At 70.7% G+C, this 25,253-nt stretch carries 18 protein-coding genes and 1 rRNA gene; 13 read left to right on the top strand and 6 right to left on the bottom strand.

Annotated features, from left to right (window positions below; translation table 11 throughout):
• Positions 1–8 precede the first annotated feature (8 nt).
• Positions 9–123 (top strand): 5S ribosomal RNA (gene rrf / locus EAT51_RS17615).
• Positions 124–903: 780 nt separating this feature from the next.
• Positions 904–1,272 (top strand): glycine zipper 2TM domain-containing protein, encoded by a 369-nt coding sequence (locus EAT51_RS17610; RefSeq protein WP_130516257.1) that lies wholly within the window; start codon positions 904–906, stop codon positions 1,270–1,272.
• A 154-nt stretch (positions 1,273–1,426) separates the two neighbouring features.
• Here the strand turns inward: EAT51_RS17610 and EAT51_RS17605 are convergent, their stop codons facing one another.
• On the bottom strand, positions 1,427–3,085 hold the full coding sequence (locus EAT51_RS17605; protein WP_130516259.1) for a dihydroxyacetone kinase subunit DhaK: 1,659 nt from the start codon (positions 3,083–3,085) through the stop codon (positions 1,427–1,429).
• 116 nt (positions 3,086–3,201) lie between these two features.
• Between EAT51_RS17605 and EAT51_RS17600 the strand changes: the two genes are divergently transcribed.
• Positions 3,202–4,125 carry a DUF808 domain-containing protein gene (locus EAT51_RS17600; RefSeq protein WP_130516261.1) on the top strand — a complete coding sequence of 308 codons (924 nt, stop codon included), beginning with the start codon at positions 3,202–3,204 and terminating at the stop codon, positions 4,123–4,125.
• Positions 4,126–4,135: 10 nt separating this feature from the next.
• Here the strand turns inward: EAT51_RS17600 and EAT51_RS17595 are convergent, their stop codons facing one another.
• Positions 4,136–4,804 (bottom strand): DUF998 domain-containing protein, encoded by a 669-nt coding sequence (locus EAT51_RS17595; protein WP_165421959.1) that lies wholly within the window; start codon positions 4,802–4,804, stop codon positions 4,136–4,138.
• Between the two features lie 130 nt (positions 4,805–4,934).
• Here EAT51_RS17595 and acuI point away from each other — a divergent pair, with 130 nt between their 5' ends.
• The 3 genes from acuI (at position 4,935) to EAT51_RS17580 (ending at position 8,577) form a co-directional block, all read left to right on the top strand.
• Complete coding sequence (acuI, locus tag EAT51_RS17590; protein WP_130516265.1) at positions 4,935–5,921, top strand: acrylyl-CoA reductase (NADPH); 987 nt, start codon at positions 4,935–4,937, stop codon at positions 5,919–5,921.
• A gap of 25 nt (positions 5,922–5,946) precedes the next feature.
• Entirely contained in the window at positions 5,947–6,585 is a 639-nt protein-coding gene (locus tag EAT51_RS17585; RefSeq protein ID WP_130516267.1) for a Rossmann-fold NAD(P)-binding domain-containing protein, read from the top strand.
• Between the two features lie 105 nt (positions 6,586–6,690).
• Positions 6,691–8,577, top strand: coding sequence for a DUF1302 domain-containing protein (locus tag EAT51_RS17580; protein WP_130516269.1), 1,887 nt, complete (start codon positions 6,691–6,693; stop codon positions 8,575–8,577).
• Positions 8,578–8,623: 46 nt separating this feature from the next.
• On the opposite strand, the gene EAT51_RS17575 is transcribed toward EAT51_RS17580, so the two are convergent.
• The 4 genes from EAT51_RS17575 to EAT51_RS17560 form a co-directional block, all read right to left on the bottom strand.
• On the bottom strand, positions 8,624–8,989 hold the full coding sequence (locus tag EAT51_RS17575) for a hypothetical protein (RefSeq protein ID WP_130516271.1): 366 nt from the start codon (positions 8,987–8,989) through the stop codon (positions 8,624–8,626).
• 121 nt (positions 8,990–9,110) lie between these two features.
• Complete coding sequence (locus EAT51_RS17570; RefSeq protein ID WP_130561857.1) at positions 9,111–9,875, bottom strand: LytR/AlgR family response regulator transcription factor; 765 nt, start codon at positions 9,873–9,875, stop codon at positions 9,111–9,113.
• On the bottom strand, positions 9,868–11,196 hold the full coding sequence (locus EAT51_RS17565; protein ID WP_130516273.1) for a sensor histidine kinase: 1,329 nt from the start codon (positions 11,194–11,196) through the stop codon (positions 9,868–9,870). Before EAT51_RS17565 ends, EAT51_RS17570 begins: the two co-directional genes overlap by 8 nt.
• A 331-nt stretch (positions 11,197–11,527) precedes the next feature.
• Entirely contained in the window at positions 11,528–12,028 is a 501-nt protein-coding gene (locus EAT51_RS17560; RefSeq protein WP_130554031.1) for a GNAT family N-acetyltransferase, read from the bottom strand.
• 715 nt (positions 12,029–12,743) lie between these two features.
• On the opposite strand from EAT51_RS17560, the gene glgA reads away from it, so the two are divergent.
• Genes glgA through glgX form a run of 7 tightly spaced genes read left to right on the top strand, consistent with a single transcriptional unit; the run spans position 12,744 to position 25,248 of the window.
• Complete coding sequence (glgA, locus tag EAT51_RS17555) at positions 12,744–14,321, top strand: glycogen synthase GlgA (RefSeq protein ID WP_130516275.1); 1,578 nt, start codon at positions 12,744–12,746, stop codon at positions 14,319–14,321.
• Positions 14,318–16,570 (top strand): 1,4-alpha-glucan branching protein GlgB, encoded by a 2,253-nt coding sequence (gene glgB, locus EAT51_RS17550; protein WP_130516277.1) that lies wholly within the window; start codon positions 14,318–14,320, stop codon positions 16,568–16,570. Before glgA ends, glgB begins: the two co-directional genes overlap by 4 nt.
• Positions 16,570–18,339, top strand: a complete 1,770-nt coding sequence (gene treZ, locus EAT51_RS17545) for a malto-oligosyltrehalose trehalohydrolase (protein ID WP_130516279.1) — start codon at positions 16,570–16,572, stop codon at positions 18,337–18,339. Before glgB ends, treZ begins: the two co-directional genes overlap by 1 nt.
• Positions 18,336–20,255, top strand: a complete 1,920-nt coding sequence (locus EAT51_RS17540) for a 4-alpha-glucanotransferase (RefSeq protein ID WP_130516281.1) — start codon at positions 18,336–18,338, stop codon at positions 20,253–20,255. Before treZ ends, EAT51_RS17540 begins: the two co-directional genes overlap by 4 nt.
• Positions 20,252–22,861 (top strand): malto-oligosyltrehalose synthase, encoded by a 2,610-nt coding sequence (gene treY / locus EAT51_RS17535; RefSeq protein ID WP_130516284.1) that lies wholly within the window; start codon positions 20,252–20,254, stop codon positions 22,859–22,861. The genes EAT51_RS17540 and treY overlap by 4 nt, the downstream gene beginning before the upstream one ends.
• A 9-nt stretch (positions 22,862–22,870) precedes the next feature.
• Positions 22,871–23,062, top strand: a complete 192-nt coding sequence (locus EAT51_RS17530; protein WP_130516288.1) for a DUF2934 domain-containing protein — start codon at positions 22,871–22,873, stop codon at positions 23,060–23,062.
• A complete protein-coding gene (gene glgX, locus EAT51_RS17525; RefSeq protein WP_130516290.1) occupies positions 23,059–25,248 on the top strand; it encodes a glycogen debranching protein GlgX in 2,190 nt (729 codons plus the stop codon). Before EAT51_RS17530 ends, glgX begins: the two co-directional genes overlap by 4 nt.
• Positions 25,249–25,253: the final 5 nt, after the last annotated feature.

Below are 25,253 nucleotides of genomic sequence, written 5' to 3'. Positions count from 1 at the left end.
ACCGTCTCCCTGGTGAAATTAGCGCTGTGGTCCCACCCGATCCCATCCCGAACTCGGAAGTGAAACGCAGCTGCGCCGATGGTAGTGTGGCTTAAGCCATGCAAGAGTAGGTCATCGCCAGGGTCTTTACCCCAGACCCCCTCAGATCCAACGATCTGAGGGGGTCTTCTTTTGTGCCTGAGAAAAGCAAAGCGGCCGCCCGGCAGCGGGCGCGCCCGAACTGCGCGGCGAGGCGCCGATAGGCAGTTGCAGGGTGCCCGTGGGCTTGCTTCGAGGCTGATCTGCACCTCGGAAGCCCAGTACCCGCGGTGCAAAGCAGATGAGATGCGCGGATAGTGATTGCTTCTAAGGTTCGGCTAATAGCGTTGATCGTCCGCGAAAAGGCGCAAGACGATTCACCGACAGCAGCAGACGGCGACGCATGCGCCACGCACGTGATAGGCGGTGCAGCGCATCGTGCCGCCGATGCAGCGCTCTGCATGCGATGACGGGCTCCCGATGGGGCTCTCCGGCATTGAACGGCCACGCGCTTCGCGCCGCGCCTGACGCCACCCTGGGGCCAAGCCGCGGCTAACGAGCGTGAAGGTCATAGCGGCTGAGCTGCCCTGCTCTGCTTCTCGGGTGCTCCCGCACGACTTCGTGACGCGATTGGGAGCCGTTACAGCAGGTTTACTTCGCGACGCTCCGTGCAGTGGCGGTCCATGGCCGCCGCCGGAACTCGCTCGCTAGGGCCGCGGCTGGCCGCCAATCGCTCGGCGGCGGACTACTGCGCCGGCGGGAGCGTTACCGGGCGATGCAGTCCAGCCGTTAAACATGTGGCGCCAGGTCGCCTGTTTTTCACCGGAGATTGCAATGCCGGGTGGCTTCATGGCCGCACGTATCGTTACGCAAGCGAGGTTCGCCATGAAGAAGTCCCACATCCATGCTTCCCGCCTGATGGTGTGCGCTGGTCTGCTGGGGATCGCCACCTCGGCCATGGCCCAGCGCTACGGGCCGCAGGACGAGGGCCGTCGTTTCAACGACGGCACGCGCGTGGTCTGCAAGAACGTCGAGGTCCGCAAGAACAGCAAGGATTCCAACCGGATCCTGGGCACCGCCACGGGCGCCGTGGTGGGTGGTCTGCTGGGCAACCAGATTGGTGGCGGCAACGGCAAGAAGCTGGCCACGGTCGGCGGCGCCATCGCCGGCGGTGCGGCCGGTCGCACGATCCAGGGCAACCACCAGATCGATCACGGCGATCGCGTCGTGGAGAAACAGTGCGTCCGCCGCTGATCCGCAGCGCTTCGTGAGATCAACAGAACGGCCGGGCATTGCCCGGCCGTTCTGCGTTATGGACCTGGCGTGGGCGCGGAGGCTGCGGTCAGCGGTGCGTCCTTCGCGAACGCAGCGCTATGGATGATGCGTTCGAATCGGCAGGCTTCACGGATCAAGTGCTGCGCGCTGAGGTCGCCGCCTGCGCGAACGCCTCGAAGGCACGCGCCACCGCTTCCGCACCGGGGTCGACCACGCCTGCCAGCGCTTCTGCACGCACAGAAGCCGAGCGGCCGGCCTGGGCCTTCTGCATCGTCGCCGTGGCGGCTGCGCCCTCGCGTGCCGCAGCCGCGGCGGCTTGCAGGTCGCCGGGACGTTCGCGCAGCGCGGCGATGGCGGGAATGAGGGCGTCGAGCATGGTGCGATCGCCCTGGCGGGCGCCGCCGGTCTCCTGCATGCGGGCGATGCCGCGCTCCAGCGCGTCGGGCCAGGACGCGGATTCCGCCAGCGCCTGCGCGGAGGCGGTGAGCATGATCGACAGCAGCACGCCGCTGGACCCGCCCATGCTGTGTTCGATCAGGGCTGCCAGTTCCCGCGCCAGGCGTGCCTGTTCGCCGGTGCTCAGCGTGTCGGTCTCCAGCGCCGCGAGCACGGCGGCGGCACCTTGGGCGAAGGTGGATCCGGCGTCGCCGTCACCGACCTTGGCATCGAGTGCATCCAGTTCCTCCTTGGCGGCAAGCAGGGTCTGCGCGGCCTGCTTCAGCGCGTTGGCGCGCCTGGCATCGCGACGGCCGCTGCCGGGGGCATGTTCGGACTGGGGACGCTCGGGTTCGAAGTAGGTCACCGGCCGCGGCGTGGAGACGCCGGGCCAGGCCAGCGTTTCGACCGGCGCGCGCAGGGCCTCGAGCACGTCGGCGTGGGCCGGGCCCAGCGTGATCGAGAAGCCGTGCATGTCCATCGAGGTCATCAGCGCCGCCGGCCGCACCATCACGGCGATGCGTTTCAGGCCGATGCGGGCGATCATGCCATTGGCCAGGCTGCCGAGCTCCTGCGTGGAGCAGCCGCCCAGGTCGTTGAGAAACACCACCAGCGGCGCGTCGGCGCCCAGGCGGGCGTCGGCGGCCTCCAGCAACGGCGAGAGCACCAGGTCCAGCGCATCCTGCAGCGACTGCGGATCGACCTTGCGCGCGCCCGGTTCGTTATGGATGCCCAGGCCGAGTTCGGGCGAGCGCTTGCCCTGGTGCTGGCCGGGCACGGTGGCGCTGGAGAGCGCCATGCCCAGCGACAGCAGGCGGTCGGCGAAGGCCTGCCCGCGTTCGGCGATCTGCGCCAGCGCCATGCCCTGCGCCGCCAGATGCCCGACATACTTGTGCACCAGCACCGTGCCGGCCAGGCCGCGCGGCTGGGCGGCATCTGGCAGGGCGATGTCGTCGCGCACCAGCACGGTGGCCACGTCGATGCCTTCGGCGCGCGCACGTTCGGCGGCCAGGCCGAAGTTGAGCCGATCGCCGGTGTAGTTCTTGATCACCAGCAGCACGCCGGGCGCCTGGCGGCAGGCGTGGATCGCGGCCAGGACCGCTTCGACACCGGGCGAGGCGAACAGGTCGCCGGCGATGGCGCCGGTCAACATGCCCGGGCCGACGAAGCCGGCATGGGCGGGTTCGTGGCCGGAGCCGCCGCCGGAGAGCACCGCCACCTTCGCGGCGTCGGGCTCGGGCTGCAGCACGATGCGCATGCCCGAATCGGGTGCGCTCATCCGCAGCGGCATCAGCTGCGCGCTGGCGTCGAGGAGGTCGGCGACGATGGCGCGCGGTGCGCCGAGGAACTGCTGCATGCGTCGGTCCTGTCCGGGAGGGGCTTGCGAGCCTAGGACATGACGCGTGAGTCAGGTGCGCAGACATGGGGGGGGCATGCACAATGCCTGTCCCCCTCTTCAGGACGACCCGCACAATGGCCGGAGCCAGCCTGTTCACCCTGCTCGACGATATCGCCACCATGCTCGACGACGTGGCGGTGATGACCAAGGTCGCCGCGAAGAAGACCGCCGGTGTGCTCGGCGACGACCTGGCGCTCAACGCCCAGCAGGTCACCGGGGTCAAGGCCAACCGCGAACTGCCGGTGGTGTGGGCGGTGGCCAAGGGCTCGCTGCTGAACAAGGCGATCCTGGTGCCGGTGGCGCTGGCGATCAGCGTCTGGCTGCCGGTGGCGATCCCTTATCTGATGATGATCGGCGGCGCCTACCTGTGCTTCGAAGGCGTGGAGAAGCTCGCGCACAAGTTCCTGCATTCGAAGGACGAGGACGCCGCGCATCACGCGCAGGAGGCGCGCGCCCTGGCCGATGAGCGCGTGGACGTGGTCGCGTTCGAGAAGGGCAAGATCAAGGGCGCGGTGCGGACCGATTTCATCCTGTCCGCCGAGATCATCGTGCTCTCGCTGGGCGTGCTGAGCGAGCGCACGCCGCCGCCGACCTTCGTCGAGGAGGTGATCGTGCTGGCGCTGATCGCGCTGCTGATGACCGTCGGCGTGTACGGCCTGGTCGGGGCGATCGTGAAGCTGGACGATCTGGGCCTGTGGTTGTCGCGCAAGGGCGCCGCGCTGGCATCGATCGGCCGCGGCCTGCTGGTGGCCGCGCCGTTGCTGATGAAGTTCCTGTCCATCGCCGGCACCATCGCGATGTTCCTGGTCGGCGGCGGCATCCTGGTGCACAACATCGGCCCGCTGCATCACCTCATCGAAGGCCTGAGCCTGAGCGGGGTGGCCGCCAGCGTGGCGGGCATGCTCTACAACGCCCTGATCGGCGTGCTGGCCGGCGCGATCGTGCTGGGCGTGGTGCAGCTGGTCGGCAAGCTGCGCGGCAAGTCCGCCGCGCACTGAAGGCCTTCGGTCAGGCGGTGCCGGCGCCGCGCCCGCGGCGCACCAGGCACAGCGACACGGCCATCAGCCAGCCCAGGATCAGCACGATCACCGACTTCTGCCCCAGTCCGGTCAGCGGCGGTGGGCACCAGGCCATGGCCCAGATCGCCAGGAAGCACAGCGCCGCCCACGGCAGCGCCCAGCGCCGGTGCGCGCGCCAGTAGGCATCGTGGCGGAAGTCGTGGGCCTGCCACATCAGGCCGACCGTGGCGCAGACGAAGGCCGTGCTCGCCGCGCCTACGTGGATGCGCCCCTGCACGGTGGTGTGCGCGCCGGGCATGTCCATCCACGCATAGGCGGTGATGCACAGGGCCAGCGCGGCGGTCACGAACAGCGCCATCGGCATCCGGCCGCGTGCGCGCGGATGCAGGCTGCCGCGCAGCCCGAAGATCAGCGCCAGCATGCCGACGCTGAGCACGCAGTAGGCGGACTGGAGCAGATGGCCCCAGGGCCCGATCAGATACAGGCTCATCTGGTTGCGCACCGCATCCAGATCCGAGCGCAGCAGGTGGACCACGACGGTCACGGCGACGAAGGTCGCCAGGCTGGCCAGGGCCAGCCCCGGCCACAGCAGGTTCACGCGACCGTGCGGCGTCGAGGGGGAGGCGAAGGCGGTGGCGAGCGGCGCCGATCCTGGCATGTGGGCGGTCTGGCGATGGCATTGCTTCGTGCAATGCAGTGATTCTAGCGAGCGCGGTACGCGGCTGACCAATTCCTTGCTCACGCCGCGCTGGCTAGCATGGGGCCCTGTTTCGGTCGGAGGATGGGTCATGGCATTCAAGGCCTTGCTGGTGAACAAGCGCGACGGCGCGGTACAGCCGGAGCTGGTGACGCTGGAAGACGGCGAGCTGATGGAGGGCGATGTCACCGTCGCGGTCGAGTACTCCACGGTGAATTACAAGGACGCACTGGCGGTGACAGGCCGGGCGCCGATCATGCAGGTGTTCCCGTTGATTGCCGGTATCGATCTGGCCGGGCATGTGCTCGCGTCGGCGCATGCCGGCTTCAAGCCTGGGGATGCGGTGCTGGTCAACGGCTGGGGGCTGAGCCAGACCCACCACGGCGGTTTCGCCCAGCGCGCGCGGGTGCCGGGCGACTGGCTGGTGCGCGTGCCGGACGCCTTCGACACGCGCCAGGCGATGGCGATCGGCACCGCCGGCTACACGGCGATGCTCAGCGTGCTCGCGCTGGAGCACAACGGCCTGACCCCCGATGCGGGCGAGGTGCTGGTCACCGGCGCCAATGGCGGCGTGGGCTCGGTCGCCATCGCCGTGCTGGGCAAGCTGGGCTATCGCGTGGTCGCCTCGACCGGGCGCATGGCCGAGGCCGACCATCTCAAGGCGCTGGGCGCGGCCGAAGTAATCGAACGCGGCCCGCTGGGCGAGCCCGGCAAGCCGCTGCAGAAGGCGCGCTGGGCCGGTGCGGTGGACAGCGTCGGCAGCCACACCCTGGCCAACGTGCTGGCGCAGACCCGCGAGCGTGGCACGGTCACCGCCTGCGGGCTGGCCCAGGGCATGGACCTGCCGACGACGGTGGCGCCTTTCATCCTGCGCAATGTCACCCTGGCGGGCATCAATTCGGTCGATGCGCCGCAGGCGCTGCGCGAGACCGCGTGGCAGCGTCTGGCCCGCGACCTGGACCCGGCCTTGCTGGCGTCGGTCACCAGGCAGGTGGCGCTGGCCGAGGTGCCGCAGGTGGCCGACGACCTGCTCGCCGGCAAGGTGCGCGGGCGTGTGGTGGTGGACGTCAATGCCTGAGCCGGCCCCGGGCAGGGCGCACCCGATGACGCAGGTGCTGTTGGCGGGTGCGACCGGGCTGGTGGGCGGCCTGACGCTCTCGCAGCTGCTGCTCGACGAGCGGGTCACGCGGGTGGTGGCGCCGACCCGCCGCCCGCTGCCGATGACCCACGTCCGTCTGTTCAATCCGGTGGTGGATTTCGACGCGCTGCCGGCCGATGCGGACTGGTGGCGGGTGGACAGCGTGATCTGCGCGTTGGGTACGACGATGCGCCAGGCCGGTTCGCGCGCGGCGTTCAGGCGGGTGGATCACGACTATCCGGTGGCGATCGCGCGCCATGCGCTGTCCGGCGGGGCGCTGGCCTATGCGCTGAATTCGGCCACCGGCGCCGATGTCGCCTCGCGCTTCTTCTACACCCGGGTCAAGGGCGAGGTGGAGCGCGACCTGGAGGCGTTGGGCTACACGTCGCTGACCCTGGTGCGCCCCGGCCTGATCGAGGGCGAGCGCGCGCAGCGCCGCACCGGCGAACACCTCGCCGGCCTGGTCCTGCACGCCCTCTCGCCGGTGCTGCCGCGCCGCTTCCGGCCCAGCCCCGCCGAAGGCGTCGCCGCGGCGCTGGTCGATGCGGCCTTGAATGCGCGTCCCGGGCGCCATGTGATCGAGGCCGCGCAACTGGCGGGCTGATCCGGGCGCGTGCCGGCCGCGGGTTGGTCACCGCTGCAACCATGCGCGGCGGCGCCTGTCTTCGGTGTTATAAAGCACGCCGTTTTTAACGGATCGGTAACGCGCATGACGCTCTCGAACGCCCGCTCCCGCACGTGCCGCCGCGTGCCGGTGCTGTGCCTGCTGGCCACCGCCATCGCCGCGCCCCTGCATGCGGCCGAATTCAAGCTCGCCGACGGGGAGGTCACCGGGACCTGGACCACGCGCGCGACCTACGGCATGGGCGTGCGCACGACCGGCCGTTCGGAGCACCTGGTCGGCAAGGGCTTCCGGTCCGACGGCGTGGCCAAGGGCGGCGATGGCGCCGATACCGCGGACGACGGCAACCTCAACTACGGTGCCGGCGACGTGTATTCCTCGCTGTTCAAGCTCAGCACCGCGGTCGACCTGAAGTGGCGCAACCTCGGCGTGGCCGTCAGTGGCCGCGCCTGGTACGACACCGCGCTGAAGGACAACGACGTGCCGCAGGGCAACCAGCCCAGCGGCTTCAAGGGCAATGCGCCGCTGAGCGACCACGACTTCTCCCAGTCCAACCAGTTCTCCGGGGCGATGCTGTTGGATGCGTATGTCTACGGCCGCTTCAAGCTGGGCGAAACCACCACGTGGGATTCGCGCCTGGGCAAGCAGCGGGTGAAGTGGGGCGAGGGGGTGTTCTTCCAGGGCGTCAACCAGGTCAATCCCTACGACTACACCACGCTGCGCCGCCCCGGCACCGATCCGGCCACCGAGGCCCAGCTGCCGGTGGAGCTGTGGTGGAACAAGCTCAGCTTCGACAACGGCGTGTCGGTGGAGGCCTTCTACCAGTGGAAGTGGCGCCCGACCGAGCTGGATCCGTGCGGCACGTTCTGGTCCGGCGCGGACATCGGCATCGACAACGGCTGTTCGGGCCTGCAGTCCAACGCCTACTACCCGATCAACGCCTATTCGCCCGGTGCGGGGCAGTGGCTGAGCGATGGCTACATGAACGCTGTCGGCGCCTACCTGCCGCGCGGGCGCGACATCGAGGGCAAGGACAGCGGCCAGTACGGCGTGGCGGCGCACTACACGATCAAGCCCATCGCCACCGAGCTGGGCCTGTACTGGATGCGCTACAACTCGCGCCTGCCGATCCTCAACGCCACCACGCCGAACATGGCCAACGCCGATCCGACCCTGGTCGCGCGCATGACGGCCGACGGCGTGCCGCTGGCTTACGCGCAGCTGTCCCAGCGCCTGTCCACGATCACCGAGTCGTGGGAGTACCCGGAGGACCTCACCCTGATGGGCCTGTCGGCCTCGCACAAGGCCGGGGCGTGGAAGTTCGCCGGCGAGGTCAGCTTCACCCAGGACCTGCCGGTGCAGATCAACACCGCCGACATGTTCGCCGCGCTGACCCGCAACGGCGGGCCGGTCGGCGGGCGCACCGCCGGCCAGGATCCGGGCTTCCTGCTCAAGGGCTACGACCGCTTCGACAAGTGGCAGGCGCAGGCCTCGGTCGCGCGCACGCTGGGCCCGGTACTGGGCGCCAGCAGCGGCGTCATCGTCGGCGAGGCGGCCTGGCAGCACGTGGACCTGCCCGGGCTGGATGTCGCGCGCTATGGCCGTGGCTTCGCCTGGGGCTATTCGCCGCAGGGCTTCGACGGCAGCTGCGGCGCGGTGCAGAACCCGCAGGGCTGCGTGAACAAGGGCTACTTCACCAAGATGGCCTGGGGCTATCGCGTGCGTGGCCAGCTCAACTACGCGGTGGGCAGCACCACGCTGTCGCCCAGCCTGACCTGGGGCCAGGACGTGCACGGCTACGCGGTGGACGCCACCCTGGTGCAGGACCGCAAGACGGTGTCGCTGGGGCTGGCGGCCAAGTTCGCCGGCAACGCCTTCGCCTCGGTGGCCTACACCAACTACCTGGGCGACAACCCCTACGACGTGCTGGCCGATCACGACAACGTGGTAATGGCGATCGGCACCACGTTCTGAGCATGGCGGATGCGGTGCCGCCGGACTGGCGGCACGGCGTGCCCGTTCAACCCGCGCAGCGCGTGCCCGGGCCGGGCGCTTCGGCCTGCACGCATTCGTTCACCTGCATGTCCAGGCCCTGGAACACGCGCTGCTCGCCGGCGCCCAGGCTGAACTGGTCCACTGGTGTGCGTGCGCAAGCGCGTTTGTCGTCGGTGCCGACGCGACAGGTCTCCTCGAACAGCTGGTAATGGCAGCGCCCACTGGCGCTGCGCACGCACTGGAACGTCGCCGAGCCGGCCGCGCGCGTGGTCCGGCTGAACAGCGTATCCACGCCGTCGCGCTGGCTGCGCGTGATGGACGTGCTGCTGCTGCCGTCGTGGCAGCCGAACAGCGCAAGCATGCAGTAGAGGATCGAGGTCAACAGGCGCATGGCACGCTCCTTGTCATGTGATCGGTGGGCCGGCACGCAGGCAGGCCGGGGCTGGCCGTCCCGCACGGCCAGGATGCGAAACCGTCGTCGCGCCGCCCGAGACCGGCCGCGCTGCGACGTGCTACATGCCCTTGAACAAGCCCATGAACGGCTGGCTGACGCTCAGCAGTTCCGGGCGGTTGCGCAGCTTCAACTGGCCCTTGCCGGTGTCGTCGCGGATCACCGAGGCCACGGCCTTGAGGTTGACGATGGTGGAGCGGTGGATCTGCTTGAACGCCGCCGGATCCAGCGCGCCCAGGAGCTCGCGCAGCGGCGTGCGCAGCAACGCCTCGCCGTCCGCGGTCATCACCACGGTGTACTTGTGGTCGGCACGGAAGTAGGCGACGTCCTCGATCAGGATCAGCCGCGTCTCGCGCCCGGTGCTGGCCGTCACCCACGCCAGCGGCGCGGCGGCCGGGCGCGCGCTCGGGGCGAGCCGCTGCAGCAGCGCATCCAGCACGGCCACATCCGGTGCCGAGGGCTGCGTGCGCGCCTGCAGGCGCTGCACCGTGGCGTCCAGGCGTTCGCGCGTGACCGGCTTGAGCAGGTAATCGACCGCGCCGTGTTCGAAGGCTTCCACTGCGTACTGGTCGTAGGCGGTGACGAACACGACCTGTGTGCGCGGGCTGGCATCGGCAACCGCGCGCGCCACCTCGATGCCGGTCAGGCCCGGCATGCGGATGTCGAGGAAGGCCACGTCCGGCTGGCGCTCGGCGATGGCTTCCAGCGCGCTGGCGCCGTCGCTGCATTCGGCGCCGATGCCCAGCTGTGGCCAGGCCTGGCGCAGCTGTGCGACCAGCGCGGCGCGCAGCAGGTCCTCGTCTTCGGCGACCACGCACTCAGCCATGGGCGTCGGCTCCGGCGCAGGCCTGTGCGGCCGGCAGCGGCGGCGGCGTGGCCGCTGCCGGCGAGGGCGGCACGCGGACCGGCTGCGGGCGCGGCAGCACCAGCGTCGCGGCCACGCCGGCGGGGAAGTTGGAGGTCAGCGAGAAGCTCGCCGCATGGCCGTAGATCAGGCGCAGGCGTTCGCGCAGGTTGGTCAGGCCGATGCCGGTGCCGCTGTTGTGCGCGCCGCCGAGGCCCAGGCCGTCATCGGCCACGGTCACCGCGATGCCCTCGTCGATGCTGCGCGCCATGATCCACAGCGTGCCGCCGCCGGGCTTGGGCTCCAGGCCGTGCTTGATGGCGTTCTCCACCAGGGTCTGCAGCATCATCGACGGCAGCGGCACGCCATGGAGCGCGTCGGGCACTTCGATGCGCGGGTCCAGGCGTGCGCCCATGCGGATCTTGAGGATCTCCAGGTAGGCGCGGGTGCGCTCCAGTTCCTCGCCCAGCGGCGACATCGCGTTCTCCTCGCGCGGCAGCGAGCGGCGCAGATACTGGATCAGGTGCCCCAGCATCTGCTCGGCGCGCGGCGGGTCGGTGGCCGCCAGCACCTGCGCATTGGCCAGCGTGTTGTAGAGGAAATGCGGCTCCACCTGCGCCTGCAGCAGGTTCAAGCGCGCCTGGGTCAGTTCCTTCTCGGTGGCGTTGTGTGCGGCGGCGGCCTGTTCGGCGCGTCGGCGCTCGGCCACGCGCCGGGAGATGGCCCGGGTCAGCGACTCGATGTGCTCGTAGTTGACGCCCTTGTCCACGGTGTACAGGTCGCGCCAGGCACCGGCATCGGGTTCGCAACGCAGGCTGGCGCGACAGGTGCCTTCGCCCGGCATGATGGTGATCAGCACCTCGTCGCGCTTGATCGCGCACAGCGCGGGCAGGTTGTACCAGGCGATCCTGCGCTGCGGCTCGAAGCCCGGGCGTGGCACCTGGCCCTGGATGCGCAGACTGTCGTGGACGATCTGCAGCGCGGTAATGCGTGGCAGCTCGCGCACCGCGCCTTCCAGCAGGGCGAAGGCGGCATCGGCTTCCATCGGCAGGTCGACCACGCGGCGCTGGCGGTTGGACAGGGTGGCCGCGTCCAGTTCGCCGGCCATGCCGCGCACGCGGTGCAGGTGATCGATCACGCGGATGGTCGCCGAGACCAGCAGCCCGATCGCCAACAGCCAGAAGATCACCCCCGGCGGCGCTTGGAACTGGTGGAAGAACGCCGCCCACAGCGGGAAGGCGATGGCCAGCGTCAGCAGCCACGCGCCCACGATACGAACGAAGAAGAAGAATCGCGGAAGCATGGTGCCGACCCCTGGAAAACCTGTTGCGGCCGAGCATACCCAGCGCCCCCTGGAGCGCCAGCCCGGACGCGACCAATCCACGGAATCGGCGACGAAGGGCCCGTCGGCAGGGACCAAATTCGCCCCTTCCCCCGACGACGCCCCTGATCCGTGCCGCGCTGACGTGCCATCTGCGGCCTTTTGCACCCGGCCCGCGCGCAGTTGCGCGCGGCCTTCCGGGTCTTGCGACCGTTCCTCGCGGACGGTCCGGGTCTGCGCCCGTGGGCGCCGGCCCTGGCGCCGCGGCTGGAGTCAGGCGATCAGGGAGCGCGCCGGCCCCGTTCGGACGGGCTCAAAGCGGCGCGTGTTCTTCCTTGTAGATCCGCAGCCCGCGCGCCTGGTAGTTGGCCAGGGCGGCCGGGTGGTCGAGGGTGCAGGTATGGACCCAGACGCGTTCGGTGCCGGGCCAGTCCCAGGCGGCGCGGAGGGCGTGGCTCAGCAGCGGCCCGCCGAAGCCGTGCCCCAGGAACGCGCCGGCCAGGCCGAAGTAGCGGATCTCGGCGTTGCGCCCGTCCGGGCGATACAGCTCGTAATAGCCGGCGATGGCGCCGCAGTGATAAGCCACCCAGGTGCGGTGGCTGTCCTGCTCCACCAGCGCGCGCCAGTCGGCCTCGCTCCAGCGGTTCATGTCGCTCCAGTTCCAGTCCTTGCCGACCAGCCCGTAGAGGAAGCGGTTGAGCTCGGGTTGCGGGACTTCGCACTCGACGATCTGCAGGTCGGGCCGCTGCGGCTTCTCGCGCAGCGCGTCCGGCGAGGTCATCTCGAGATAGAAGGTGGTGCAGCGCTGCGACATCCTGCGGCTCCTGGGAACGTTCCAATCCGATTGTGACCAACCCGATGGCGGCGGCGCCAGCGTCGCCTCGCGCCAGGCCGCGGGATGGTGGACGTCCGGAATGAGGTCGTCGTCTGACAGCGGTGCTGTACAGGCGGCCGCCGTCGCATCGGATGCCTGGCTGCCTGTCGCGCGCCAACAACCTCCCTGAGCGCTGACCTAGTCCGCCGGACCCGGGAGGGTGCATCGCGCCGTCCGGCACCAGAGGCGACGGGCGTGGTGCCTTGTGTCGCACGCGTGTGGCCCGGACGCGCGCTGTCGCGGTGTCCGGGGGCATGTGACCCGCCCGTCACCCAGGCGCGCGACAGGGGCCACGACGCGGCCACCATCCGCCGGCGCATGGTGGGATGGTCAAATTCTCGCCAATCCTCTGTGCGCGCCGCTTCGGCGACCGCTTGTCCGAGCCGACCCTCGAACGCCGGAAAAAGCGGCGCCGCGCGGCTTGACGGCTGTCATCAAATCGTGGCATTTGGTTCACACGTCTTTTATCGCGGCGTTCGTAGATTCGATTCGAGCAGCGCCCCACGGGCCCCTTGTCCGCCGCGCCGCTCCCTCTCACCCGCGTCACGTCGCCGGTCGCTCAATGGCCTGCGGCGGTTCTTCGCTCCGCGCTCGTTTCGCTGTTGCTGTTCCGTCTTTCTCCTCTTTCGTTCCTGCGACGGATGTTCGATCCCCCATGTCTGCGTCTGTGCTGCCCGAGTCCCCGCGTCCCCTGAAGCCTTCACCCCGCGCCGCGCTGCCGCTGTCGCAGGAGTCCCTGCGCGCCCGCGATGCGCGCGGCCGGTTCGCGCCGCGCGCGGCCAACGATCCCGACACGGTGCGCTCCGGCGTCTCGCCGCGCCGCACGTCGCTGTTCGTCACCTCGGAGATGGCCGACTTCATCAAGGCCGGCGGGCTGGGCGACGTCGCCGCCTCGCTGCCGCGCGCGCTGCGCCACCGCTACGACGCGCGCGTGCTGATTCCCGGCTACCGCGCCGTGCGCGCCAAGGCCGGCAAGCTGCAGATGGTCGGCCGGATCGCGCCCAAGGCCGGTCTGCCGGCCTGCGCGCTGGGCTACACCACCCTGGACGATGGCTTGCCCGTCTATGTGCTGATCTGCCCGGAGCTGTTCGAACGCGAAGGCTCGCCCTACGTGTCCAGCCTGGGCGCGGAGTGGGAAGACAATGCCGTGCGCTTCGCCACGCTCTCGCATGCCGCGGCCGAGATCGCCGGCGGCCGCGCCGGCCTGGACTGGGCGCCGGACCTCCTGCACCTCAACGACTGGCCGTGCGCGCTGGCCTCGGCCTATGTGAAGTGGTCCGGCGGCAGCACGCCGTGCCTGCTGACCATCCACAACCTGGCCTACCAGGGCCTGTTCCCGCACGCGGTGGCGCCGCTGCTCGGCATTCCCGAGGCGGCGCGCGTGGATCTGGAGTTCTACGGCCAGATGTCCTTCCTGCGCGGTGGCATCGTGCATGCCGCGCACGTCAACACCGTCAGCGTCAGCTATGCCGCGCAGATCACTCTGCCGGCGATGGGCTGCGGCCTGGACCGGCTGCTGGCGCGCCGCGCCGCGGCCGGCGGCCTGACCGGCATCCTCAACGGCATCGACGCCAGCTGGGACCCGAGTACCGACAACCATCTGCAGGCGCACTTCAATCTGCACGACTGGGCCGGCCGCAAGGCCAACGCGAGCCAGGTCCGGCGCGAGTTCGGCCTGCCCGAGCGCGACGGCCCGCTGTTCGCCGTGGTCTCGCGCCTGGTCCACCAGAAGGGGCTGGACCTGATCTGCGAGGTCGCCCCGCAGATCGTGGCCGCCGGCGGGCAGATCGTGGTGATCGGCGGCGGCGAGCCGCAGATCGAGCAGAGCGTGCTGGCGCTGACGCGCCGCTATCCCGGTCATGTCGGCGCCTTCATCGGCTTCGAGGAACAATTGGCTCGGCGCATGTTCGCCGGCTCGGATTTCCTGTTGATGCCTTCCCGTTTCGAACCCTGTGGTCTGAGCCAGATGTATGCCCAGCGCTTCGGCAGCCTGCCCATCGCCCACGCCACCGGCGGGCTGATCGACACGGTGGATGATGGCGTGACCGGCTTCCTGTTCCAGGAGCCGTCGGCTGACGCGCTGCGTCGCTGCCTGGCGCGCGCCTTCCGCACCTTCCGCCTGCCGGGCCTGATCCAGGCCATGCGCCGCGCGGCCATGCTCAAGCCCAGCGGCTGGGACGTGGCGGGCAGCAAGTATCTGGCCCTCTACGACCGCACCGCGGCGCTGGCATGAGTGAGTCCGACCGGGCCGGGCAGAGGGCCAAGGTGATCACCGCCGGCGAAGGCGATGCTTCGCAGACACGCGCCGATGCGCCGCTCGACCCGCGGCTGCAGGCGCTGGTCGATGGCCACGACGGCGATCCGTTCGCCCTGCTTGGCCCGCGCGCCACCGGCGGCGGAATGCGGATCGTGGCGATGGCGCAGGGCGCCGAGGCCATGGCCGTGCTCAATGCGCAGGGCAAGGTCGTGGCGCTGATGCGCTGCGTGCATCCGGCCGGCCTGTTCGAGGCGGAGCTGCCCACGCAGATGGCCTACCGCCTGCGCATCGCCTGGCCCGAGGCGCTGGAGGAGATCGAGGATCCCTACCGCTTCGGCCCGGCGCTGCAGCAGGAATGGCTGCACGGGATCGTCTCCGGCGATGGCGAGTCGGCGCGGCTGGCGCTGGGCGCGCACCGCGTGACCCACGAGGGCGTGGACGGGGTGCGCTTCGCGGTGTGGGCGCCCAATGCGCGGCGCGTGTCGGTGGTCGGCGACTTCAACGGCTGGGACGGGCGCCGTCATCCGATGCGCCTGCGCCACGACGGCGGGGTGTGGGAGCTGTTCCTGCCCGGCATCGTGCCCGGCATGCGCTACAAGTACGAGATCACCGCGGCCGACGGCACCCGCCTGCCGCACAAGGCCGACCCGATGGCCCGCCAGTGCGAACTGCCGCCGGCCACCGCCTCGGTGGTGCCCGAGGCCGAAGCCTTCGCCTGGACCGACGTGGAATGGATGGCGCGCCGTGCGGCCCGCGCGACCACGCCCGAGCCGATCTCGATCTACGAGCTGCACGCCGGCTCCTGGCGCCTGCGCGAGGACGGTCGCCACATGAGCTGGGACGAGCTGGCCGATGCGCTGATCCCGTACGTGCAGTGGCTGGGCTTCACCCATATCGAACTGCTGCCGATCACCGAGTATCCCTTCGGCGGTTCCTGGGGCTATCAGCCGCTGGGCATGTACGCGCCGACCGCGCGCTATGGCAGCCCGGAAGGCTTCGCCCGCTTCGTCGATGCCTGCCACAACGCCGGCATCGGCGTGATCCTGGACTGGGTCAGCGCGCATTTCCCCAACGACGCGCACGGCCTGCAGCGCTTCGACGGCACCGCGCTGTACGAGCATGCCGATCCAAAGGAGGGCTTCCACAAGGACTGGAACACCCTGATCTACAACTACGGGCGGCACGAGGTCTCGGCCTATCTGGTCGGCAGCGCGCTGGAGTGGATCGAGCGCTATCACATCGACGGCCTGCGCGTGGACGCGGTGGCCTCGATGCTCTACCGCGACTACAGCCGCAGCGAGGGCGAGTGGGTGCCCAACCAGCACGGCGGTCGCGAGAACCTGGAGGCGGTGGAGTTCATCCGCCGTCTCAACGGCGAAGTCGGCCGCCGCTTCCCCGGCGTGATGATGATCGCCGAGGAGTCCACCGCCTGGGGCGGGGTGACGCAGCCGCCGGAGCACGGCGGCCTGGGCTTCACCCACAAGTGGAACATGGGCTGGATGCACGACACGCTCGAGTACATGAAGCGCGATCCCATCCACCGCAAGCATCACCACAGCGAGATGACCTTCGGCATGGTCTACGCGTTCTCCGAACGCTTCGTGCTGCCGCTCTCGCACGATGAAGTGGTGCACGGCAAGGGCTCGCTGCTCACGCGCATGCCGGGCGATGCCTGGCAGCGCTTCGCCAACCTGCGCGCGTACTTCGGCTTCATGTGGGCCCATCCGGGCCGCAAGCTGCTCTTCATGGGCGGCGAGTTCGGCCAGTGGTCGGAGTGGAACCACGACACGCAGCTGGACTGGGGGCTGATGCAGCAGCACGAGCATCACGGCCTGGCGCAGCTGGTGGGCGACCTCAACCGCCTGCTGTGCGCCGAGCCGGCGCTGTATCGCAACGACCACATGCCTGAGGGCTTCGACTGGTCGGTGGGCGACGACCACGCCAACAGCGTGTTCGCCTTCGTCCGCTTCGATCGCGATGGCGACGGCGCGCCGGTGCTGGCGGTCAGCAACTTCACCCCGATGCCGCGCTACGGCTATCGCGTCGGCGTGCCGCGTGCCGGTCAGTGGCGCGAGATCCTCAATACCGACAGCGGCCACTACGGTGGCTCCAACGTCGGCAACGCCGGGGCGGTGAGCACCGAGCCGGTGCCCATGCACGGGCATGCGCAGTCGCTCTCGCTGGCGCTGCCCCCGCTTTCCACCATCTGGCTGCGAGCGGTCTGATGCCGGGCCAGGGGGAGCATCCGGGCAGTTCGTGGCTCGGCGCGGTCGCACGCGCCGATGGGCAGACGCGGTTCCGGCTGTGGGCTCCGGACGCGCGCCAGGTTCGGCTGGAGGTGGAAGGGCAGGCATCCCAGCCGCTGACGCGCCGCGACGACGGCAGCTTCGATGCGGTCCTGCCGCTGCCGCCCGGCACGCGCTACCGCTATCGCATCGACGATGCCGAGCCTGTACCGGACCCGGCCTCGCGCTGGCAGCCCGAAGGTGTGCACGGCCCCAGCGTCGTGATCGATGCCGAGGCTTATGTCTGGCAACACGCTGACTGGCAGGGCCGGCCCTGGCGCGAGGCGGTACTCTACGAGCTGCACGTGGGCACCAGCGGCGGCTACGCCGGGGTGATGGCGCAGCTGCCGCGCCTGGTCGAGTTGGGCATCACCGCCATCGAGCTGATGCCGCTCAACGCCTTCCCCGGCACGCGCAACTGGGGCTATGACGGCGTGCTGCCGTACGCGCCGGCGGCGGCTTACGGCAGCCCGGACGAACTCAAGGCGCTGATCGACGCGGCCCACGGCCACGGCCTGATGGTGCTGCTGGACGCGGTCTATAACCACTTCGGCCCGGACGGCAACTACCTGCACCAGTACGCGGAAGGCTTCTTCAACGCCGATGCGCATACGCCGTGGGGCCCGGCCATCGACTTCCGCCAGGAGGCGGTGCAGCGCTACTTCATCGACAACGCGCTGATGTGGCTGCACGAATACCGCTTCGACGGCCTGCGCCTGGATGCGGTGCACGCGATCGTGCCCAACGATTTTCTGGAGACCCTGCGCCAGGCCATCGTCGCCAGCGTGGCCGAAGGCCGCCACGTGCACCTGGTGCTGGAGAACGAGGCCAACCAGGCCTTCCGCCTGGCCGACGGCTACACCGCGCAGTGGGACGACGACTTCCACAATGCCCTGCACGTGCTGCTGACCGGCGAGGACGAGGGCTATTACGCCGCCTTCGCCGACGATGCCAGCGGGCACCTGGCGCGCGTGCTGGGCGAGGGCTTCGCCTACCAGGGCCAGCCCGATCCGCGCGGCCATGTGCGCGGCGAGCCGTCGGGCCATCTGACGCCGACCAAGTTCGTGGTGTTCGCGCAGAACCACGACCAGATCGGCAACCGCGCGATGGGCGATCGCCTGATCACCCAGGTCGCCCCGTCGGCGCTGCGCGTGGCGCTGGCGCTGACCGCGCTGACGCCGATGATCCCGCTGTTCTTCATGGGCGAGCCCTGGGGCGCGCGGCAGCCGTTCCAGTTCTTCACCGATTACCAGGCGCCGCTGGACGAGGCGGTGCGCGAGGGCCGGCGGCGCGAGTTCGCGCAGTTCGCCGCGTTCGCCAATCCGGCGGTGCGGGCGAGCATCCCGGACCCCAACGCGGTGCAGACCTTCGAGGTGTCCAGGGTGGACATCGGCGAGTCGCTGCGCGGCGAGGGCGCGGCGTTCGCCGCATGGTTCGCGCAGCTGTTGCAGGTGCGCGCCACGCAGCTGGTGCCGCATCTGGATCAGGCGCGCGCGCTGGGCGCGCGGGTGCTGGCCCCGGGCGCCATCGTCGCGCGCTGGCAGCTGGGTGCGGCGGTGCTGCAGGTGGAATTCAACCTGGGCACCGCGCCGCTGACCGTGCCCGTGCCGGGCGGCGCGCGTCTGCTGCATGCCGAAGGCGCCGATGCCGGCAGCGATGCGCTGGGCCCGAACTCCTTGCGTGCGTGGTGGCAGGACGCGCAGGCATGAGCGCCGGCGCGCTGCACGCGCTGGCCGACGCCGCCGGCCTGCTGGTCGACTGGGTCGACGTGGCCAGCCAGCCGCGCACGGTGGCCGATACGACGCTGCGCGCCGTACTCGAGGCGATGGAGCTGCCCTGCGCCACGCCGGCGCAGTGCGCCGACAGCCAGCGCCGGCTGGAAACCATGCAGGGCCGGCCGGCCCTGCGGACCGCGGTGGTCGATACGCCGGTGGCCGTCGAGGGCCGGCCGGGCGCCGCGTACAAGCTGCTCGATGAGCACGGCCAGGCCCAGGAAGGCCGCTTCGACGCGCAGGGCGCGCTCGGCCCCATCGCGGTGCCCGGCTACTACCGCGTGCTGTGCGAAGGCGCCGGCGAAGACGGCATCGCGCTGGCCATCGCGCCCACGCGCTGCTGGTCGGTGGCCGATGCCTGCGGGGTGGCGCAGCCGCGCGCCTGGGGCGTGGGGCTGCAGGTCTATTCGGCGCGCACGCCGCTGGATGCCTCCATCGGCGATGCGCAGGGCGCGCTGGACTGGGCGCGGCGCGTGGCCGCCGCCGGCGGCGATGCGCTGGCGCTGAGCCCGATCCATGCCGCGCGGCCGCTGCAGCGCCACTACAGCCCGTATTCGCCCAGCGACCGGCGCTTCTTCGATCCGCTGTACGCCGCGCCGGCGCTGGTGCTGGGCGAGGCGTTGGCGCGGCAGGCCCTGCAGGCGGCCGGGCTGGAGACGCGCCTGGCGCAGTTGAGCGCGGCCGCGCTGGTCGATTGGCACGGCGGTGCGCAGGCCAAGTGGGCCTGGCTGCGCGCGCTGCGCGAGCAGGCCTTGCCCGAGGCGCTGCAGGCGGATCTGCAGGCCTTCATCGCGGACGGCGGGCCGGCGTTGGAGCAGCACGTGAGCTTCGCCGCGGCCGATGCCGGCGACGGCGATCCCGGCCTGCATCGCTATGCGCAGTGGCTGGCCGCGCGCAGCTGGCAGGACGTGCAGCGGCAGGCCCGTGCGGCGGGCATGCGCCTGGGCCTGATCAGCGACCTGGCGGTGGGCTTCGATCCGCACGGCGCCGAGGCCGCGGCGTGGCCGCAGGCGGTGCTGCACGGCCTGGTGCTGGGCGCGCCGCCGGATGCCTTCAACGCCGACGGCCAGGCCTGGGGCATCGGCAGCTATTCGCCGGCCGGCCTGCGTGCCAGCGGCTTCGCGCCCTTCATCGCGCTGCTGCGCGCGGTGATGCACCAGCGCGGCGGCGTGCGCATCGACCACATTCTCGGCCTGCTGCGGCTGTGGGTGCTGCCCGACGGCGGCAGGGCCGGCGACGGCGTGTATCTGCGCTATCCCTTCGAGGACCTGCTGCGGCTGCTGGCGCTGGAATCCTGGCGCCAGCGCTGCGTCGTGATCGGCGAGGACCTGGGCGTGGTGCCCGATGGCCTGCGCGAGGTGCTGGCCACGCACGGCGTGCTGGGCATCGACGTGCTGATGTTCACCCGCGACGCGGACGGCGCCTTCCTGCCACCGGCGCAGTGGCGCCGCTCGGCGGTGGCCACCACGACCACGCACGACCTGCCGACCCTGGCCGGGTGGCGCATCGGCCGCGACCTGGACTGGCGCGAACGGCTGGGCACCGGCGGCCGGATCGACCGCGCCGCCGAGGACGCCCAGCGCAGCCAGGACGTCGCGCGCCTGCAGGCGCAGGTCCGCGCCGACGGCGGCGATGGCCAGACCCTGGCCAGCTGGCTGGCCTTCGCCGCGCACAGCCCGGCGCCGCTGGCGCTGCTGCCGGCCGAGGACGCGCTGGGCCTGGAGGAACAGCCCAATCTGCCCGGCGTGGTCGAAGGCCATCCCAACTGGTCGCGGCGCCTGCCGCAGGACACGCCACACCTGGATGCGGCGCTGGCCGCGTTCGCCACCGCACGCGGCGAGGGGACGCCATGACCGAGTTACGCGCCACCGCGCGCCTGCAGCTGCATGAAGGCTTCACCCTGCACGATGCCGCCGCGCAGGTGCCGTACTACGCGCAGCTGGGCGTGAGCCATCTCTATCTGTCGCCGATCGGCACGGCCGTGGCCGGCTCGACCCATGGCTACGACGTCACCGACCCGACCCGCGTCAATCCAGAGCTGGGCGGCGAGCAGGGGCTGATGGCGCTGCACGCGGCGGTGCGCGCGCACGACATGGGCCTGCTGCTGGACATCGTGCCCAACCACATGGCCGCCCACGCGACCAATCCGTGGTGGTGGGATGTGCTCAAGCACGGCCGCCGCAGCAAGCATGCCGACTGGTTCGACATCGACTGGCGCAGCCCCGGCCACGACGGCAAGCTCTGGCTGCCGGTGCTGGATCGGCCCTATGCGCAGGCGCTGGCCGAAGGCGCGCTCAAGCTGGGCGTATCCGCGGCCGGCGAGCTGCAGCTGGAACACCACGACGCCTGCTTCCCGGTGCGCGTGGACGGCGCGGCGGTCCCTGCGGATCTGGCGCTGCGCCGCGACTGGGCCTGGCGCATCAGCCAGGGCACCGCGCGCGGGGAGAGCACGCTGCACCGGCTGCTCGAACGCCAGTCCTATCGGCTGGCGTGGTGGGCGGTCGGCAACGACATGGTCAACTACCGGCGCTTCTTCGACATCACGTCCTTGGCGGCCATCCGCGTGGAGCGGCCGGATGTGTTCGCCGCCGTGCACGCGCTGCCGCTGCGGCTGATCGCCGAGGGCGTGCTCGATGGCCTGCGCCTGGATCACGTCGACGGCCTGGCCGACCCGCGGGGCTACCTGCGCCGACTGCGCGCGCAGGTCGACAAGGCCGGGCGCAAGCGTGGCCTGCGCCCGGGCAAGGTGACCCTGCTGGTGGAGAAGATCCTGGCGCCCGGCGAGACGCTGCCGCGCGACTGGCCGGTGCAGGGCACCACCGGCTACGACTTCATGGACCAGGTCTCCGGCGTGCTGCACGACGCGGACGGCGAGGCGGCGCTCACCGCGCTGTGGCAGCGTGTGAGCGGGCGCAGTGGGGACTTTGCGCAGGAGGAATTCCAGGCGCGTGGCGAGATCCTGGACGCCTCGCTGCAGGCCGAGTTCACCCGCGCCCAGCAGGCCGCGGTGGCCTGCGCGCATCTGGACCCGATCTGCCGCGAGTTCAGCCCGCAGATGATGGGCAAGGCGCTGACCGCGGTGATGCGGCGCTTCCCCGTGTACCGTACCTATGCCGGCAACGATGGGCTGGACGAGGGCGATGCGGCGCTGTTCGCGCGCGCCGCGCAGGCCGCGCGCGAACACGCCAATCCGCGCGTGCAGGCCGCCATCGACGCGCTGCAGCGCTGGATGCACGACGACCCCGATACGCCCAACGTGCAGCGCAGCCTGCGCCGCGTGCTGCGCCGGCGGCTGGAACAGCTGTCCGCGCCGCTCAACGCCAAGTCGGTGGAGGACACGGCCTTCTATCGCCACGGCGTGCTGCTCTCGCGCAACGAGGTCGGCTCGCATCCGCAGCATCTGGCGACCGATCCGCAGGTCTTCCATACCAGCGTCCAGGCGCATGCCGCCGGGCACCAGCGCGCGATGCTCGCCACCGCCACCCACGATCACAAGCGCGGCGAAGACGTGCGCATGCGCCTGGCGGTGCTGAGCGGCCGCGCGCCGTGGTGGGCCGAGCAGGTGCAGACCTTCGATGCGCTGGCCGGCGCGCGGATCGGCGCGGATGCCTGTTCGCCCGGCGATGCGTTGATGCTGTGGCAGACACTGATCGGCGCCTGGCCGCTGGAACTGGGCGTCGACGATGCCGACGGCCTGGCGGCCTTCGCCGAGCGCGTGGCCCAGTGGCAGACCAAGGCGCTGCGCGAGGCCAAGCTGCACAGCACCTGGACCGAGCCCAACGAAGCCTACGAGACCGCCGCACGCGCGCTGCTCGACCTGGCCCTGGTCGAACCGGAAGGCAAGGCACTGCGCACCGCCCTGCATGGCGCCGCGCAGTCGATCGGCGCGGCCGGCGCGGTCAACGGCCTGACCCAGACCACGCTGCGGCTGACCGCGCCCGGCGTGCCCGATCTCTACCAGGGCACCGAGGGTTGGGACCTGTCGCTGGTCGATCCGGACAACCGTCGGCCGGTGGACTTCGACCTGCGCCGCCGCTGGCTGGCCGACGAGGCCTCCTGGGCCGCGCTCCTGCAGGACTGGCGCAGCGGCCAGGCCAAGGCGCGCCTGGTCGCGCTGCTGCTGCAGCTGCGGGCGCGGCTGCCCGAGCTGTTCGCCCGCGGCGACTATCGCGTGCTGCACGCCGAGGGGCCTCGCGCCGGGCAGGTGCTGGCCTTCCGCCGCCAGCACGAGGGCCAGCGCCTGGTGGTCGCGGTGCCGCGGCTGGTGGCCGAGGGCCTCGTCGACGCCGCCGTGCCGCAGCTGCCGGCAGACTGGTGGCAGGATGCGGCGCTGCCCGTTCCCGATGGCACCTGGCACAGCCTGCCCGACGGGCGCGTGCTGCAGATACCCTCGGGACGCATCGCGCTGTCCGAGTTGTTCGCCCATGCCCCGGTGGCCGTGCTGGTCGCCCCTGAATGACGTTTCGCCATGGACCCCAATGCCCGCAGGCTCCGCATCGAACAGCTGGCTCACGAGATCTGGGAAGCCGAGGGTCGCCCCGACGGCCAGTCCGCGCGACACTGGGCCATGGCCGAACGCCTGGCCGATGCCGAGTCGCGCGTGGCCGAGCAGAGCGGCTCGACCCTGACGCCCAGATCCGAGGACGCTGACACGCCGTGACCCTCGCGCCCCCCCGCACCCGGCCGGCCCGCGCCCAGGACAAGCGTCGCCCGGTCCGCCGCTCGCGCATCCGCGAGGGCCGGCCCTTTCCGCTGGGGGCCACCTGGGACGGGCTGGGCGTGAACTTCGCCCTGTATTCGGCCAACGCCACGCGCGTGGAGCTGTGCCTGTTCGACGAGCGTGGGCGCGAGGCCGAGCGCATCGTGCTGCCCGAATACACCGACGAGATCTGGCACGGCTACCTGCCCGACGCGCGGCCCGGCCAGCTCTACGGCTATCGCGTGCACGGTCCGTACGCGCCCGACGCCGGCCATCGCTTCAACCCGTACAAGCTGCTGCTGGACCCGTACGCCAAGCAGATCGTGGGCGAGCCCAAGTGGGCGCCGCACCTGTTCGGCTACACCGTGGGCCACAAGGACAAGGACCTGTCCTTCGACCGCCGCGACAGCGCCGGCTACATGCCCAAGTGCGCGGTGATCGATCCGGCCTTCACCTGGGGCAACGACAAGCGCCTGCTCACGCCCTGGCAGCGCACGGTGATCTACGAGGCGCACATCCGCGGCCTGAGCATGACCCACCCGGGCGTGGACGAGAATCTGCGCGGCACCTTCTCGGCGCTGAAGAACGACGAGCTGGTCGAGTACATCCAGGGCCTGGGCGTGACCGCGGTCGAACTGCTGCCCGTGCACGCCTTCGCTGACGACCAGCACCTGCTCGAGCAGGACCTGTCCAACTACTGGGGCTACAACACGCTGGGCTTCTTCGCCCCGCACTCGCGCTACATGGCCACCGGCTCTGTGCACGAGTTCAAGCAGATGGTCGCGCGCCTGCACCACGCCGGGCTGGAGGTGCTGCTGGACGTGGTCTACAACCACACCGCCGAAGGCAACCAGATGGGGCCGACGCTGTCGTTCAAGGGCATCGACAACGCCAGCTACTACCGCCTGGCCGATGACCGCCGCTACTACATCAACGACACCGGCACCGGGAACACCTTCGACCTGACCAACGCCGGCGCGCTGCGCATGGTGATGGATTCGCTGCGCTACTGGGTCGCCGAGATGCACGTGGACGGCTTCCGCTTCGATCTGGCCACGATCCTGGGGCGCGAGCGGCACGGCTTCGATCCTTCCAGCGGCTTCCTCGCCGCGTGCCGGCAGGATCCGCTGCTGAGCCAGGTCAAGCTGATCGCCGAGCCCTGGGACGTCGGCCCCGGCGGCTACCAGGTCGGCGGCTTCCCGCCGGGCTGGGTGGAGTGGAACGACAAATTCCGCGACAACGTGCGCGCGTTCTGGCGCGGCGACGAAGGCAAGCTCTCCGAGCTGGCCACGCGCCTGACCGGCAGTGCTGACCTGTTCAACCGCCGCGGCCGCCGGCCTGGCGCCTCGGTGAACTTCGTCACCGCCCACGACGGCTTCACCCTGCGCGACCTGGTCAGCTACAACGAGAAGCACAACGAAGCCAACGGCGAGGACAACCGCGACGGCACCGACAACAACCTGTCGTGCAACTACGGCGTCGAGGGACCCACCGACGACGCGCAGATCAACGCGGTGCGCGCGCGCCAGCAGCGCAACCTGCTGGCGACGCTGCTGCTGTCGCAGGGCACGCCGATGCTGCAGGCCGGCGATGAGTTCGGCCGCACCCAGGGCGGCAACAACAACGCCTACTGCCAGGACAACGCGATCAGCTGGCTGGACTGGGCGGCCGCCGCCTCGCCGGACGGCGCGGAGCTGACCCGCTTCGTGCAGCGCCTGACCGCGCTGCGCCGGCGCTATCCGCTGCTGCATCGCGCGCGTTTCTTCGACGGCAAGTTCGACGAGGAGCTGGGCATCAAGGACGTGACCTGGATGTCCCCGGACGGCACCGAGATGGCCGAGGAGGACTGGCACAACCCGCAGGCGCGCGCGCTGATGATGCGCCTGGACGGCCGCGCGCCGGCCAGCGGCTTGCGTCAGGTGGCGGCCAACGTGACCCTGCTGATGCTGCTCAACGCCAACCCCGAGGACGTGGTGTTCCATCTGCCCACGGTCGAGGGCGAGCACTGGCGCGTGCAGATCGACACCAGCGGCCGCAGCAACGCGCGCGCGGTGCCGGCCGGCGCGGCCTGGACCGCGCTGGGCCGCTCGCTTGCGCTGATGGCGGTCGAACAGGACAGCGCCGCGTCCGCCGAGCGCGCGGGCTGAAAGCA

Source organism: Pseudoxanthomonas winnipegensis, assembly GCF_004283755.1.
GTDB classification, from domain to species: domain Bacteria; phylum Pseudomonadota; class Gammaproteobacteria; order Xanthomonadales; family Xanthomonadaceae; genus Pseudoxanthomonas_A; species Pseudoxanthomonas_A winnipegensis.
Note: the sequence above shows the minus strand (reverse complement) of the source record. Positions and strands in the feature narration are given on the sequence as shown.

Bases quoted from the DNA above. Each gene is read 5' to 3' on its own strand.
- EAT51_RS17530 (WP_130516288.1), top strand. From the start codon at position 22,871: ATGGACCCCAATGCCCGCAGGCTCCGCATCGAACAGCTGGCTCACGAG.
- acuI (WP_130516265.1), top strand. From the start codon at position 4,935: ATGGCATTCAAGGCCTTGCTGGTGAACAAGCGCGACGGCGCGGTACAG.
- EAT51_RS17540 (WP_130516281.1), top strand. From the start codon at position 18,336: ATGAGCGCCGGCGCGCTGCACGCGCTGGCCGACGCCGCCGGCCTGCTG.
- EAT51_RS17570 (WP_130561857.1), bottom strand. From the start codon at position 9,875: ATGGCTGAGTGCGTGGTCGCCGAAGACGAGGACCTGCTGCGCGCCGCG.
- EAT51_RS17560 (WP_130554031.1), bottom strand. From the start codon at position 12,028: ATGTCGCAGCGCTGCACCACCTTCTATCTCGAGATGACCTCGCCGGAC.
- glgB (WP_130516277.1), top strand. From the start codon at position 14,318: ATGAGTGAGTCCGACCGGGCCGGGCAGAGGGCCAAGGTGATCACCGCC.
- EAT51_RS17580 (WP_130516269.1), top strand. From the start codon at position 6,691: ATGACGCTCTCGAACGCCCGCTCCCGCACGTGCCGCCGCGTGCCGGTG.
- EAT51_RS17575 (WP_130516271.1), bottom strand. From the start codon at position 8,989: ATGCGCCTGTTGACCTCGATCCTCTACTGCATGCTTGCGCTGTTCGGC.
- EAT51_RS17605 (WP_130516259.1), bottom strand. From the start codon at position 3,085: ATGCAGCAGTTCCTCGGCGCACCGCGCGCCATCGTCGCCGACCTCCTC.
- treZ (WP_130516279.1), top strand. From the start codon at position 16,570: ATGCCGGGCCAGGGGGAGCATCCGGGCAGTTCGTGGCTCGGCGCGGTC.
- treY (WP_130516284.1), top strand. From the start codon at position 20,252: ATGACCGAGTTACGCGCCACCGCGCGCCTGCAGCTGCATGAAGGCTTC.
- EAT51_RS17585 (WP_130516267.1), top strand. From the start codon at position 5,947: ATGACGCAGGTGCTGTTGGCGGGTGCGACCGGGCTGGTGGGCGGCCTG.
- glgA (WP_130516275.1), top strand. From the start codon at position 12,744: ATGTCTGCGTCTGTGCTGCCCGAGTCCCCGCGTCCCCTGAAGCCTTCA.
- EAT51_RS17565 (WP_130516273.1), bottom strand. From the start codon at position 11,196: ATGCTTCCGCGATTCTTCTTCTTCGTTCGTATCGTGGGCGCGTGGCTG.
- EAT51_RS17595 (WP_165421959.1), bottom strand. From the start codon at position 4,804: ATGCCAGGATCGGCGCCGCTCGCCACCGCCTTCGCCTCCCCCTCGACG.
- EAT51_RS17600 (WP_130516261.1), top strand. From the start codon at position 3,202: ATGGCCGGAGCCAGCCTGTTCACCCTGCTCGACGATATCGCCACCATG.
- EAT51_RS17610 (WP_130516257.1), top strand. From the start codon at position 904: ATGAAGAAGTCCCACATCCATGCTTCCCGCCTGATGGTGTGCGCTGGT.